The organism is Streptomyces sp. NPDC052052 (assembly GCF_040680455.1).
Lineage (GTDB): Bacteria > Actinomycetota > Actinomycetes > Streptomycetales > Streptomycetaceae > Streptomyces.
Genome location: NZ_JBFAWU010000021.1, coordinates 33,840 through 48,053 on the forward strand (window position 1 = coordinate 33,840; position 14,214 = coordinate 48,053).

Here is a 14,214-nt window from a genome sequence, read left to right on the forward strand (position 1 = left end):
CGCCGATGCGTGGGGCCGACGGGTTCCGTAGGGCGGTCAAGCGCCCCAGGGCATTCAAGAGCCTCGGTAGAGACGTTCGAGGTCCACCAGCATCACCTCGCCGCGCGCCTGGGCGAAGTGCAGTGCCGGGCTGAACCCGGAGGCACCGTAGAGGGCCAATCGGACCGAGCCGGGGCCGGCTCGGTCGCGGGAGTCGAGCCGGTCCAGGATGCGGCGCAGATGGTGCAGATGGTGGAGGTCCATGCCGGTGCTCCAGCGCGCAAGCCCCAGCGACACGAGCGGGCCGGCCGGTGAGCCGTTCGTCCGCCGCACCACGACCTCGGCGTCGAGGCCGGCCTCCCCCGACGGGCCGCTGAGCGCACCGTGCGATGCCACGACCTGTTCGGTCCCGAGGCCCCAGTCGGCGTAGGAGACGGCCCAGTCCCGGCAGATCTGGGCGAATCCGCGGACGGCGACCAGGGCATCGAAGTCGGGCCGGGCCTCTTCCCACACGGTCCGGGCATCGCTCAGTTCCAGAGCGGCCCTGCGCGGGCGTGCCACGGCGTGTTCGAAGGCGAGCAGCGGGTCGGCGATGTGGTGGCGGGTGATTCCCAGCTGCAGTCCGTCCGGCTGGGACCGGAGCAGACCGCGGTCGCGCAGCACGGCGAGCGCACGTGAGGTGTCGGTGAGCTGCTGTCCCAGGAACGTGGCGATCTCTCCATGGGTCGTGCAGCCTCTGGCCAGGGCGGCGAGCACGGAGTGGCAGACCCCGCGGTTCCACGGTCCGGTCTCCTCGTCCAGGAGATGGCGGGCCTCGTGGTACAGCGGCATGCGTGGGTTGAGAACGGTGCGGCAGACCCAGGCGTCGAAGTCGTTCCGGTCGGCCGGGACGTCGTCGTCCACGTAGTCGTGCCGGTAGGCGGGCGTGCCCCCGACCACGGTGTGGACGAGGAAGGCGAGCGCGGGTTCGTCGATGCCCCACAGGCGCGCCGCTCCCCGGAAGTCCATCGGTTGCACGTCGAGTATCAGTCCGGTGCGGGCGCGCAGGGGTGAGGCCGAGCCGAAGAGCCGGGTCATCACGGGCGCGGCCTCACCTCCGAGCAGCAGCCGCACCCGGTTCTCCAGGGGCGGCCGGTCGAAGTGGCGCAGGGCGCCGTAGATGATGGACGGCAGCGCCGGGCTCGCCGCGACGAGATCGGGGAAGGAGTCGATGACGACGGGCACGGGACCGTCGTCCCCCGTCGCCACCAGGGCGTCGAGGCATTCCTTCCAGTCGCGCCAGCACAGAGGTCGCGATTCCCGTCGGTATCGGGCGTACTCCTCCCCCATCCTCCGCAGGGCTTCGGCCTCGGTGGCCTGCTGGCCGCAGAAGTAGAAGCCTCCGGTGGCACCTGCCAGCGACTCCAGCAGGAGTGTCTTGCCCTGACGGTGACGGCCCATGACGACGGCCAGGTCCGGCCCCGGGTGGGGGTCACAGGCGAAGGACAACAGGGCGGCCCACTCGCTCTCCCGGTCGAAGAGGCGCTCCGGCCTGGGCGCGCCGTCGGGGGCCATGACCGGATTCCGTCGCTGTGCATGTACGGCGTTCATGCGGGACACCTCCGCAGGTGCTGCCGTTCTCCGGTCGGCCGCCTTCTCGTCCACGCACGTCCGTCGGCGTCCACTCCCAGGCTGCCCCGGGTCCGGGAGCCACGCTTGGGCCGTTCGGTCCCCGGCCGGTCCTTTCGGCCCCTGGTACCCGGTGCCCGGTGCGTGTGGGCGTCGACCGGGGAGGGTGGTCTCGCTGTGCACGACACCGCCCTGGTCCGCGCCGCGAGCCGACTCGTCCGGGGCCGGGCCCTGACCGGGTCAGGGCTGGGGGACGAGGACGACCGGGCAGTGGCTGTGGTGCAGAACGGCATGGGCCACATGGCCGAGCGGAGAACCCACGAGGTGGGAATGGCGGCGGGGTCCGATGACGATCAGGTCGGCTTCGCCGGTCGCCTCCACCAGCGCCTCGGAGACGGATCCGGCACGCAGGACGGCTTCGGTCACCGACAGTCCCGGGAAGTCGACGCGCACGGTCTGAACGATCTCGGCGACGGTTCCCGAACGGTCGGCGGCGAACCGGTCCGCTCCTTCGAACCTGCTCGCCATGTTGCCGACGCTCTCGAGGAGGACCCAGGCACTCACCACCCGCAGCACCGCACCGTCCCGGTCGGCCAGCCGGGCGGCGACGCGCAGCGTTTCGCTGTCGCGTTCGTCCTTCACCGCGGCCAGGACGACACCCACCGGTTCGCGGTCCTCGGCGGGCACCACGACGACCGGGAAGGGGGAATGGCACGCCACTTGGAGCGAGTCCGACCCGAGGAGCAGGGAGGAGAACCCTCCGCGCCCGCGGGAGCCCACCACGACGGTGGCGCCGGGGCCCGCCTCGGCGAGCAGACACGGTGTGGTGCCGTGCTCGCAGAGCGTCGTGGTCACTGCGACGGACGGTGCCAGCCGGCGGGCGAGCTCGGCGGCGTCGTCCAGTACCGAGCCGCCGAATGCCGCGATGCGTCGATGGTCCTCCTCGGAGAGGTACGGACTCGCGAGGCGGATCCCGGTGGCGTGCACCAGGTGCAGTGCCGTACCACGGGCGGCTGCCTCGCCCGTCGCCCACCGCACCGCCCGCAGCGCGTCAGGGGAGCCATCGGTGCCGACCACGAGCGCCCCCGTCATGAACACGTCGCTCGGCGTGCTGGGCATCCTGCCTCCCTGGTGTTTCCGCGGACCGGCACAGAGCCATACGACCACGGTGCGCCCACCACCGGCCTCTCGGCATGGGCCGGGCGGACACGGGACCGGGCCGGGCGGCCCCTGCGCCGCGGGGCCACGGTGACGTTTCCGGGGCTCAAGCGTGCGCCCAGGACGGGCGCGGACCCGTTCGGCCCTGGCGCGGATCCGCCGGAGCGGACCACCATGGACCGAGCGGGGAACGAGTCGACTGGCCGCCGACGGTGCGGAGGATGCCATGAGCGAGGATTCGGGTTTCTCGGCCTCCAGGCCCATCCGGGTGTTCCTGGTCGACGACCACGAGGTGGTGAGGCGCGGAGTACAGGACCTGCTGGACGCGGAGCCGGACCTCGAAGTCGTCGGCGACGCCGGTACGGCCGATCACGCACTGGCCCGCGGCCCCGCCCTCCGCCCCGATGTCGCGATTCTCGATGTGCGGCTGCCGGACGGTGACGGCATCACGGTCTGCCGTGAACTGCGCTCCCGCACACCGGGGCTGGCCTGTCTGATGCTCACCTCGTTCGACGACGACGAAGCCCTGCTCGATGCCATCATGGCGGGCGCGGCCGGCTACGTACTCAAGGAGATCAAGGGGGCCGATCTCGTCACCGCCGTCCGTACCGTGGCCTCCGGGCGCTCGACGCTCGACCCCGCGACCACGGCTCGGCTGATGAACAACCTGCGCGCGGAGGAGTTCGGGGCCGAGTCCGCCGCGGACGGTGCGCTGTCGGAGCTGTCGCCCCGGGAGAAGGACGTCCTCGCACTGATCGGCGAAGGGCTGACGAACAGTCAGATCGGCAAGCGTCTGTACCTGTCCGAGAAGACGGTCAAGAACCACATCTCACGTCTGCTGGCCAAGCTCGGTGTCGAACGACGCATCCAGGCGGCGGTGATCGCGGCACACAGCGAGGAGCCCCCGCGTGCCGACGGCACCGGATACCGGCATCGGTGACCCCGCAGGCGCGGGGCTTCACGGCTGCCGCAACGGCACCTGCCACTCCAACCGGGTGCCTCCGCCCGCGGCCGCTCCGAGCCGCAGTTCCCCACCGAGTTTCTCGGCTCGCCGCGCGAGGTTGTCGAGTCCGCTCCGGGATCCCCCGTCCTCGGGCATCCCCACCCCGCTGTCGGGCATCCCCACCCCGTTGTCGGACACGACCAGCGCCAGCCGGCCGCCTTTGACCATCAACGACACATCCACCGCCGTCGCCCGCGCATGGCGCGCGACATTGCTCAGCGCCTCGCCGAGAACCGCGACCACCTGTTCGGCGACATCGGCAGGAACATCCGTGTCGATCAGCCCGCCCATGCGCAGGGACGGCTGGAATCCCAGGGCCCGCGCCGCTTGCTCGATCTCCTTGGCGATGCGTACACGCAGTCCCTGGCCCGCCCGGTCACGCGCCCGGAGGTCGAAGATGGCCGAACGGATGATCTTGATGGTTTCGTCCAGGTCGTCCACCGCACGCACCAGCCGCTCGCTCGCCTCTGGTTGCTCCACCAGCCGCACCACGCTCTGCAGGGTCATCCCGGTGGCGAACAACCGTTGGATGGCCAGGTCGTGCAGATCCCTCGCGATCCGGTCGCGCTCCTCCAGCAGGGCGATCTGTTCGGCGGACTCGCGCCGCTCCGTGAGCTCCATGGCCAGGGCCGCCTGCCCGGCGAACGTCCGCAGCGGTGCGATCTCGGCGTCCGTGAACGCGGGACCGCCCTGCGCGCGGGCCAGCAGCAGCACGCCGCACGTCCGATGCCCCGTGACCATGGGAACCGCGACGGCAGGGCCGAACCCCTTCCACCGCAGGCCGTCGGCCGCCCGGGGATCGTGCGCGATGTCGGCGCTGGTGACCGGCTCGCCCGCGTCGAGCGCCGCTCCCGCGAACGATCCCTCGCGCGGCAGGGTCAGGCCGCGTTGCGTCTCGGCCCCCGGCCCCGATGCCAGCGCCACCTGGACGGACGAACCCCTGGCGGGGAGCGCCAGGATGGCGAGGTCCGCGCCGAGAATGCCCGAGGAACGGTCGACGATCATGCGCAGCACGCGTGCGTCGTCCGCGCCGCTCAGCAGCCCCGCGACGATCTCGTTGCTGGCCTCCTGCCAGCGCTGACGGTCGCGGGTCAGCGTGTACACGCGCGCGTTCTCGATGGCGACTCCCGCCGCCACCGCGAGTGTGGACAGCACGACCTCGTCCTCGGCGTCGAACGCGCGTCCGCCTCGCTTCTCGGTGAGATACAGGTTGCCGAACACCTCGTCGTCGATCCGGATGGGAACCCCCAGGAACGAGTGCATCGGGGGGTGGTTCGGAGGGAACCCGTGGGAAGAGGGGTGCTCCGAGAGTTCGGCCAGTCGCAACGCCCGGGGGTGACGGATCAACTCGCCGAGGATTCCATGGCCTTCGGGCAAGGGACCGATGGCCGAGCGCTGCTCCCCGGTGACCCCCACGGGCAGGAACTGTGCGAGCCGGGTCCCCTCACCGACCACGCCCAGGGCCCCGTACTCCGCGTCCACCACGACGACGGCTGCCTCGACGATGCGACGCAGCACCTGTGACAGTTCCAGTTCCCGTCCGACCGACATGACGGCCTGCAGAAGCAGGGCCGCGTCGGCCGGGCTGTGCATCACGGCGTCGAGGCGGCCCCGGAGGTCTTCCGGCAGCGCACTGCTGAGGCCACGGCGCCCCTCTTCGCTGGGTCCGGTCGCGTTGCCGCCCACGGCGCCTCCGTCCCGCCCCGCGCTCCCGGGGCCGGTTACCTCTCTCCACGGTAAGTCCGTGGACAGTCCGGCACCCGGTTCGCGAGCCCCCGCGCATCCCGAGGCCCGCCCGGACGCACGCCCTGCGAACCGACGCACCGGCCGTCTCGGGGACGCCGTGATCGGTTTCTCAGCGCCGCGGTGCGGCCTTCATCAGCCAGTTCACCGTGCGGCTCACATCGGAGAGCGACAGGATTCCGACCAGTGTGCCCCGATCCATGACCAGGACACGGTGTTCGGCGCCGGGCTCCATACCGGGGAGCAGGTCGGCGAGAGGGGTTGCCGGGTCCGCGACGGTGACCTGCGACAGCGGCACCATCACGTCGCCGACCGTCACCGTGCCGCGTTCCTCGGCAGGCACCCGCCTGGCGGCTTCGAGGGTCACGAGCCCGACCGGTACGCCGTCCGCGCCGGTCACCGGGAAGGCGGAGTGCCGGTAACGGTAGAGCCGGTCGGCCAGCAGGGCCGCGACCGTCAGGAAGACGGGTACCGTCAGCGGGTCCCTCGTCATGACGTCCCGTACCGGAACGCCTGCGAGCAGACCGCGCATCTGGGCCTGCTTCCCCTCCGCCGTGGCGGCCGTGATGAGGAACCAGCCGATCAGGGCCAGCCAGAGCCCCCCGAATCCGCCGCCTCTCAGGAACGCCAGGAGCCCCAGCGCGACGAGCACCCAGCCGAGGACACGCCCCGCCTTGGTGGCTCCGGCTGTTGCCCGCAGACGGTCTCCGGTGCGCCACCACAGGAAGGCCCGCAGCAGCCGGCCACCGTCGAGCGGGGCGGCGGGAAGCGCGTTGAACACCGCGAGCAGCAGGTTGATGCCCGCGAGCCACGCCACGACCTCGACCAGAAGACCGGGCGCGGAAACCAGGGCGAGGAGCCAGTCCGCCAGGACGAAGAGTCCGGCCAGCAGCAGGCTGACCAGGGGACCCACCCCGGCGATACGCAGTTCCGCCGCCGGGGTCGACGCCTCCGACTTCAACCGGGCCATCCCGCCCAGCAGCCACAGCACGATGTCGTCGACGGTCACCCCGTTGCGCCGCGCCACCACCGCGTGGGCCAGTTCGTGCGCGAGCAGTGAGGCCAGGAAGACAACGGCGGCCCCGAGCCCCGCGGCCCAGTACACCACCGGGGCATGTCCCGGATAGCTCCGGGGAAGGCGGCCCTGAGCAAGGGCGAACGCGATGATCAAGAAGATGAACAGCACGCTCCAGTGGACGCCGATGCGCACCCCCGCGATCCGCCCCAGACTCAAGCTCGCCCGCACGGCGTCTCTCCCTGTTCGGCCCTTCTCCGGGGATCACCCGGCTCGCACGGCACCCCGCTCTCGCGTCCGGTCCCGCGTTCCGTGCTCGCCGAGACCCTGGCTGCGCCCGGGACCGAGCAGAGGGCCGACGCGGACTTGTGCGCACGCCGACCCCGGTCACCCGGGCGGGCGCACCCGTCGCCGCGCGGCTTCCCCCGGTCCAATCGGGCCGCCCACGCCCGGTCCTCGGGCCGGGCGTGGGGACGTCAGGATTCGCTGATCGCGACGTGTCGGGGCTTCGCGGTCCGCGCCTTGGGCACGGTGACGGTCAGCACGCCGTCGTTGAGGCTGGCGCTCACGTCCTCCGCGCTGACGTCGGACGGCAGGAGTGCGTGGTACTCGAAGTGGCCGGTCCGCCTGGTGCTGCGGCGCAGTATCCCCTCACGCTCGCGCTCCTTGAGTTCCCCGGTGATCCGCAGTTCCCGGTCGCTCAACTCGATGTCGATGTCGTCCCGCATCACACCCGGGAGTTCCGCCTCGATGACGTAGGCGTTTTCGGTGTCCCGCATGTCCGCCGCAGGGGACCACGCGAGGGCGGCCGGTGTGGCGGCAGCGGATCCCAGCAACTGGTTCATCCGCTCGAACAGTTCGTCGAACTCGGCGGCGACCGGCTCGTTCCACCCGAGGCCGGGGAAAGAGCGTTCGAGCAGGCTGCCGGGCCTGTGTCGTGCAGGAAGCGTCATCGCGGTTCACCTCCGCGGAGCAGGTCTTTCGGTCACTTTCCATGGTGCGCGTCGTGCCGGAATCGGGCGACCGCGTCGCGGGGCGGGGCAGACCCCCGTGTCGGCCAGGGGCTGTCCGTACCCCCTACGCCGTGTCCGGGCGCCGGTGGCGATCGGCGCCCGGGCGGCATCGTCGGCCCCGGGGCCGATCAGCCCGCGTCAACCGGCCTCACGGGTTCGGTGCCGAGAAAGCCGGCCAGCGCGTCCAGCAGCCGGTCCACGTCCTCGTTGTCGGTGTAGGGAGCCAGACCGATCCGCAGCCCTCCCCCGTCGCCGAGCCCGAGCCGTCGGGATGCCTCCAGGGCATAGAAGGAGCCCGCCGGGGCGTCGACGCCCCGCTCGGCCAGGTACCGCGAGGCGTCGGTCGCGTCGTGGTCCGCGAAGGTCAGCAGGAGGGTGGGGGTGCGGTGGGCGGCCCGGGAGTGCACGGTGATGCCTTCGAGGCGGGCCAGGCCCTGCTCGATACGGGCGCGCAGAGCGTCTTCGTGGGTCTCGATCGTCCGGAAGGCGGCGATCAGCCGCTCCCGCCGGGTGGCGCCATCGGCTGCGGGGGCCAGTTCGGCCAGGAAGTCCACCGCCGCCTGGACCCCGGCCAGCAATTCGTAGGGCAGAGTGCCGAGTTCGAAGCGCTCGGGCACGGCGTCGGTGGACGGCAGCAGTTTGTCCGGCCGCAGGGTCTCCAGCAGTTCGGGGCTGCTCGCCAGCACGCCGAGGTGGGGGCCGAGGAACTTGTACGGCGAGCAGACCAGGAAGTCGGCGCCCAGGCAGGGCAGGTCGACGACCGCGTGCGAGGCGTAGTGCACCGCGTCCACGTGCAGCAGGGCCCCGGCGCGGTGGACCAGGTCGGCGATGGCGGGGATGTCGGGGCGGGTGCCGATGAGGTTCGACGCCGCGGTGACGGCGACCAGACGGGTGCGCGCGGAGAGCACGGCATCGATGTGATCGACCCTCAGCTCACCGGTCGCCGGGTCGAAGTCGGCCCATCGGACCGTGGCGCCCACCAACTCGGCCGCCTGGATCCAGGGACGGATGTCGGAGTCGTGGTCGAGCCGGCTGACGACCACCTCGTCCCCCGGGCCCCAGTCCTTCGCCAGGGTGCGGGCCAGGTCGTAGGCGAGCTGGGTGGAGCTGCGGCCGAAGACGATGCCCCGCGGATCCGCGCCCAGCAGGTCCGCCATCGCGCGGCGGGCGGCGATCACCACTGCCTCGGCGTTGCGTTCGCCCTCGGTGGTGGTCCCCCTGTTGGCGAGCGGGTTGGCGAGCACGTCCGCGATGGCGTCGATCACCGGTTGCGGTGTCTGGGTGCCGCCGGGGGCGTCGAACCGGGCGGTGCCTGACTTCAGAGCGGGGATCCGGGCGCGGACGGCGCCGACGTCGAAGGCCATGCGAACTCCTGGGACGAGAGAAGCGAGATGGCCGTCACCGTACGGGGCGGGGAGCGCCGCCGCGCACAGGGCTCCCGGTCGCGGTCGCCTGCGGTGCGAGGCCGACCCCCGAAAGAATTTTGCACGCAGAGCAAACTTGCATAGCATGCACCCCCGTGACCACCGACGCCATACCCCTCGGACTGCGTGAGCGCAAGAAGCGCGCGACGCGCGACTCCCTTGCCGACGTGGCGCTGCACATGGCAGCGGAGCGCGGGATCGAGAATGTGACCGTGGAGGCGGTCACCGATGCGGTCGGCGTCTCCGTGCGTACTTTCTTCAACTACTTCGCGTGTCTGGAAGACGCGGTCACCCGGCCCGACCCGGACAGCGCCAGGCGGACCCGCCGGGCGGTGCTCGACGCACCGGAGGAACTCACGGCACTCCAGGCTCTGGCCGAGGCGATCGGCCAGGAACTGGCCCACATCGAGGAGGATCACGAACGCTGGGAGCTCCAGACAGCCGTGCTCAGGACCAGCCCTTCGTTGCTGCCCGGCCTCCTGGCGGCCCAGGGTGCGGACGAACGCGCACTGGTCGCTGTCGTGGCCGAGCGTCTCGGCCGGGATCCCGAGTCCGATCTCCAGCCCCGGCTCCTGGCGTACGTGGCGATCGCCGCTGTCCGCGCCGCCGCCGAACTGTGGGTGGCGTCCGGCCGTTCCCGCACGTTCCAGAGCATCTACCGCGAGGCGTTCTCCTCGCTCGCCGACGGCCTGAACAGCTGAAGCACATCCGAAGCCCTCACCGGGGGGCCTTTCACCAGAAAATGAGGAACGTCAGCAGATGACCTCTGCCGTCACACCCGAAACCGCTGCCGCAGGGGCGCCCGAAGAGGCCGCACCTGCGATGCCGCGTCGTCACGTACTCCAGGCCATGTCCGGCCTGATGGCCGGCATGTTCGTGGCCATCCTTGCCTCCACCGTGGTCTCCAACGCCCTTCCGAGGATCATCGCCGACCTGCACGGCAGCCAGTCCTCGTACACCTGGGTCGTCACCGCCGAGCTCCTGGCCATGACGGCAACCGTCCCGATCTGGGGCAAGCTGTCCGACCTCTACGACAAGAAGCTGCTCATCCAGCTCTCGCTGTCGATGTTCATCGTCGGCTCGCTCGTCGCCGGCTTCTCGCACAGCGTCGGCCTGCTCATCGTGAGCCGTGTGGTGCAGGGCATCGGCGCCGGTGGTCTCACCGCGCTCGCCCAGGTCGTGATGGCGTCGATCATCCCGCCGCGCGAACTCGGCCGCTACTCGGGCATCTTCGGTGCCGTGTTCGCCGTCGGCACCGTCGCGGGACCGCTCATCGGCGGTGTCCTCGTGGACACCTCCTGGCTGGGCTGGCGCTGGTGCTTCTTCATCGGTGTGCCGTTCGCCCTGCTCGCGATCGTGCTGCTCCAGCTGACCCTGAAGCTGCCCACGGTCCGCCGCGAGGTGAAGATCGACTATCTCGGTGCCGTCCTCATCATGAGCGGCGTCAGCGCCCTGCTGCTCTGGGTGACCCTCGCGGGCAACAACTTCGACTGGGCGTCGTGGCAGACCGCCGCCCTGGTCACCGCCGGTGTGGTCCTGCTGGGCCTCGCGGTGCTGGTCGAGTCCCGGGTCGCGGAACCGATGATCCCGCTGGACATCTTCCGCAACCGCACCGTGGCCCTGACGACGGTGGCCAGCATGCTGGTCGGCGTGGCGATGTTCGGCGGCACGGTGTTCCTCTCCCAGTACTTCCAGATCTCGCTCGGCAAGACGCCGACCACGGCGGGCCTGATGAGCCTGCCGATGATCCTCGGACTGATGCTCTCCACCACCATCGCCGGGCAGATCATCTCCGCGCGGGGCAAGTGGAAGGGCTTCCTGGTCGCGGGCGGCATCATCATGACCGCGGGCATGGGCCTGCTGTCCACGATCGGCGCGGACACCTCGTTCGGCCTCCTCAGCGTCTACATGGTGGTACTCGGCGTCGGCGTCGGCATGCTGATGCAGAACCTGGTGCTGGCGGCGCAGAACGACGTACCCGCCTCGGAGCTCGGCGCGGCGACCTCCGTGCTGTCGTTCTTCCGCAGCCTCGGCGGGGCGATCGGCACGAGCGCGCTCGGCGCCGTCCTCGCCCATCGGGTGGCCCAGGAGATGGAGAAGGGCTTCGGCGGTGCGGCGGCCTCCGGGGGCGGCGGGCACAGCGTCCCCGACCTCTCCACCCTGCCCGAGCCCGCCCGGCACGTGGTCGAGCAGGCGTACGGAATCGCGACCGGGGACATCTTCCTGGTCGGTGCGCCGTTCGCGTTCCTCGCCCTGATCGCGGTCCTGTTCATCAAGGAGAAGCCGCTCAAGACGCAGAGCGGCATGGAGCGTCTCGCGGAGGAGAACGCCGCCGCGGCGAACGCGCAGCCGTCCCCGATGCACTGAGACACGGCGCGTTGCGGACCCCGTCCGCACCGGGACCGGGCGACTCCCTCCCTGGGGTGTCGCCCGGTCCCCGTTTCTGTGGGCCCGGTCCCTGTTCCGTCGGCGTTCCGTCGGATGGTCAGGTAGCTTCCGGGTCGACCACGGGCCGGCCCCTGGCCCGCCTGCCGACGACGGCGGCCGCCGCGACCGCGCTGCCCGCGAAGGCGAGGGCAACCATCCAGGGCTGGTTGAAGGTGTGCCGGGTGGCGTGGTCGAGGGAGTACCGGCCGGGGCCGGTCAGGCCGACTGCCGCGGCGGTGAAGCCGAGAAAGGCCGGGTACTCGTAGCCGCCGCCCTGCGCGAAGAATCCGGCGGGTGCGTGCACGGCCACGGCGCCGGCCATCGCCCCGGCCGCGGCGGCACCGGCTGCCGGTGTGGCGAGGCCGAGGGCCAGCAGCGCACCACCACCCGCTTCGCCGAGCCCGGCGGCGAACGCACTGTGCTTGGGCGGGTGGAAACCCATGGCCTCCATCGCGGCCGTGGTTCCTTCGATGCCTCCCCCGCCGAACCAGCCGGCCAGCTTCTGCATACCGTGCGCGGCGAGTACCGCGCCGGTGCCGGCGCGTAGGACCAGCAGGCCGAGATCTCTCCGGTCGAGGCAGCCCATGAAAGCCTCCGCAACAGGTCGGGGATCGGCGGACTTCGACGGGTGACCCGCGCCGTGACGGGCCGATGCCGCCCTTCCCACTCTCCGCCGTCCGGGACGCCGACGTGGTGCGGTGTTACGCCATCCGAGGGATGCCCGCACCCCCCTCCCCGCGATGAACACCATTATGCAACTTGTTGCACAATCGCCTCCCGATGGTCTACAACTGGCCCGAGACCAAGCCCCAGAAGGAGGCATCCCATGAGCCCGTATCCGCATCTGCTGCGCCCGCTCGACCTCGGGTTCACCACCCTCCCCAACCGGGTGCTGATGGGCTCGATGCACATCGGCCTGGAGGAGGCCGAGCACGGCTTCGAGCGGATGGCTGCCTTCTACGCGGAGCGCGCCCGGGGCGGCGTCGGCCTGATGGTCACCGGCGGCATCGCCCCGAACGCCCGTGCCTGCTCGCTGCCCGGCGGCGCCAAGATGACCACCGAGGCGGAGGCCGAGCAGCATGCGAAGGTCACCGCCGCCGTGCATGCGGCGGGCGGCCGGATCGCCCTGCAGATCCTGCACTTCGGCCGGTACGCACACCATCCCGACCTGGTCGCGCCGAGCGCGATCCAGGCACCGATCAGCGCCTTCACCCCGCACGCCCTGACGGACGACGAGGTCGAGGAGACCGTCGAGGACTTCGTCCGGGCCGCGGAACTGGCCCGGCACGCCGGGTACGACGGGGTCGAGATCATGGGCTCCGAGGGCTATCTGATCAACGAGTTCATCGCGACCGCCACCAATCACCGCACCGACCGGTGGGGCGGCTCGTACGAGAACCGCATCCGGTTCCCCGTCGAGATCGTGCGCCGGGTCCGGGAGCGGGTCGGCAGCGACTTCATCCTGATCTACCGGCTCTCGATGCTGGACCTGGTGCCCGGAGGGTCCTCGCTGGAGGAGGTCGTACAGCTCGCCCGTGCGATCGAGTCGGCCGGCGCGACGATCATCAACACGGGGATCGGCTGGCACGAGGCCCGCATCCCCACCATCGCCACCTCGGTGCCGCGCGGCGCCTACACCTGGGTCACCGAGAAGGTGCGCGGCGCCGTCTCCGTGCCCCTGGTGACGAGCAACCGCATCAACACCCCCGAGGTCGCTGAGCAGGTCCTGGCCTCGGGGCGGGCGGACATGGTGTCGATGGCCCGGCCGTTCCTGGCCGACCCGGACTTCGTCGTCAAGGCGTCCGAGGGCCGCGCCGAGGCGATCAACACCTGCATCGGCTGCAACCAGGCCTGCCTGGACCACGTCTTCAGTGGCCGGGTCACCTCCTGCCTGGTCAATCCGCGCGCCTGCCACGAGACCGAACTCGTCCTGTCGCCGACCCGCACCGTCAAGCGGCTGGCGGTCGTCGGTGCCGGGCCCGCCGGTCTCGCCTGCGCCGTGTCGGCGGCCGAACGCGGGCACCGGGTGACGCTCTTCGACCTGGCCGAGGAGATCGGCGGCCAGCTGAACGTGGCCCGCAGAATTCCCGGCAAGGAGGAGTTCGACGAGACCCTGCGCTACTTCCGCACCCGGCTCGCCGAGGAGACGGTCGAACTGCGGCTCGGCAGGCGGGTCACGGCCGAGGAGCTCGACGGCTTCGACGAGGTCGTCCTCGCCACCGGTGTCACCCCCCGCTCCCCCGCGATACCGGGCCTGGACCACCCCAGCGTGGTCGGCTATCTCGACGTCCTGCGCGACGGGGCCCCGGTCGGCGAGCGGGTGGCGGTCATCGGGGCGGGCGGTATCGGCTTCGACGTCGCCGAGTTCCTGACCGATGCGGGTGAGGCGGCAAGCACCGACCCCGAGGTGTTCTTCCGGCAGTGGGGCGTGGACACCGACTACCGGGACCGGGGCGGTCTGCGCACCCCGCAGCGTCCGAAGGCACCACGCACCGTCCATCTGATCCAGCGCAGGGCCGGCAAGGTCGGGGCGGGGCTGGGCACGACGACCGGCTGGATCCACCGTACCGAGCTGCGGCACCGCGGCGTCACGATGGTCTCGGGGGCCACCTACGACCGGATCGACGACGACGGGCTGCACCTCACAGTCGACGGCGAGCAGCACCTTCTGCCGGTCGACACGGTGGTGGTCTGCGCGGGCCAGGAGCCGCGGCGCGATCTGTACGAGGAGCTGCTCGCCGCGGGCCGTCCGGCGCATCTCATCGGCGGTGCCGACGTGGCCGCCGAACTGGACGCCAAGCGCGCGATCCACCAGGGCACGGAGCTCGCGGCCTCGTTGTGACG

At 71.3% G+C, this 14,214-nt stretch carries 11 protein-coding genes; 4 read left to right on the top strand and 7 right to left on the bottom strand.

Annotation, left to right across the window (positions count from 1 at the left end; all coding sequences use genetic code 11):
• Nucleotides 1-54: 54 nt before the first annotated feature.
• On the bottom strand, nt 55-1,569 hold the full coding sequence (locus tag AB0L71_RS23985) for an ArsR family transcriptional regulator (RefSeq protein ID WP_365246576.1): 1,515 nt from the start codon (nt 1,567-1,569) through the stop codon (nt 55-57).
• 258 nt (nt 1,570-1,827) lie between these two features.
• Nucleotides 1,828-2,706 (bottom strand): universal stress protein, encoded by an 879-nt coding sequence (locus AB0L71_RS23990; protein ID WP_365246578.1) that lies wholly within the window; start codon nt 2,704-2,706, stop codon nt 1,828-1,830.
• A 265-nt stretch (nt 2,707-2,971) separates the two neighbouring features.
• Here AB0L71_RS23990 and AB0L71_RS23995 point away from each other — a divergent pair, with 265 nt between their 5' ends.
• Entirely contained in the window at nt 2,972-3,685 is a 714-nt protein-coding gene (locus tag AB0L71_RS23995) for a response regulator transcription factor (protein ID WP_365246580.1), read from the top strand.
• A gap of 18 nt (nt 3,686-3,703) precedes the next feature.
• Here the strand turns inward: AB0L71_RS23995 and AB0L71_RS24000 are convergent, their stop codons facing one another.
• The 4 genes from AB0L71_RS24000 to AB0L71_RS24015 form a co-directional block, all read right to left on the bottom strand.
• On the bottom strand, nt 3,704-5,341 hold the full coding sequence (locus tag AB0L71_RS24000; RefSeq protein WP_365246738.1) for a GAF domain-containing protein: 1,638 nt from the start codon (nt 5,339-5,341) through the stop codon (nt 3,704-3,706).
• 262 nt (nt 5,342-5,603) lie between these two features.
• Complete coding sequence (locus AB0L71_RS24005) at nt 5,604-6,737, bottom strand: site-2 protease family protein (protein ID WP_365246582.1); 1,134 nt, start codon at nt 6,735-6,737, stop codon at nt 5,604-5,606.
• Nucleotides 6,738-6,982: 245 nt separating this feature from the next.
• On the bottom strand, nt 6,983-7,459 hold the full coding sequence (locus AB0L71_RS24010; RefSeq protein ID WP_365246584.1) for an Hsp20/alpha crystallin family protein: 477 nt from the start codon (nt 7,457-7,459) through the stop codon (nt 6,983-6,985).
• 188 nt (nt 7,460-7,647) lie between these two features.
• On the bottom strand, nt 7,648-8,883 hold the full coding sequence (locus AB0L71_RS24015) for a cysteine desulfurase-like protein (RefSeq protein WP_365246586.1): 1,236 nt from the start codon (nt 8,881-8,883) through the stop codon (nt 7,648-7,650).
• Between the two features lie 155 nt (nt 8,884-9,038).
• Here AB0L71_RS24015 and AB0L71_RS24020 point away from each other — a divergent pair, with 155 nt between their 5' ends.
• The gene (locus AB0L71_RS24020) at nt 9,039-9,644 is read left to right on the top strand and encodes a TetR family transcriptional regulator (RefSeq protein WP_365246588.1); all 606 of its coding nucleotides are present in this window, start codon (nt 9,039-9,041) and stop codon (nt 9,642-9,644) included.
• 58 nt (nt 9,645-9,702) lie between these two features.
• Nucleotides 9,703-11,310, top strand: coding sequence for an MDR family MFS transporter (locus AB0L71_RS24025; protein ID WP_365246590.1), 1,608 nt, complete (start codon nt 9,703-9,705; stop codon nt 11,308-11,310).
• Between the two features lie 118 nt (nt 11,311-11,428).
• Here the strand turns inward: AB0L71_RS24025 and AB0L71_RS24030 are convergent, their stop codons facing one another.
• On the bottom strand, nt 11,429-11,956 hold the full coding sequence (locus AB0L71_RS24030) for a DoxX family membrane protein (protein ID WP_365246592.1): 528 nt from the start codon (nt 11,954-11,956) through the stop codon (nt 11,429-11,431).
• 240 nt (nt 11,957-12,196) lie between these two features.
• On the opposite strand from AB0L71_RS24030, the gene AB0L71_RS24035 reads away from it, so the two are divergent.
• The gene (locus tag AB0L71_RS24035) at nt 12,197-14,212 is read left to right on the top strand and encodes an NADPH-dependent 2,4-dienoyl-CoA reductase (RefSeq protein WP_365246594.1); all 2,016 of its coding nucleotides are present in this window, start codon (nt 12,197-12,199) and stop codon (nt 14,210-14,212) included.
• Nucleotides 14,213-14,214: the final 2 nt, after the last annotated feature.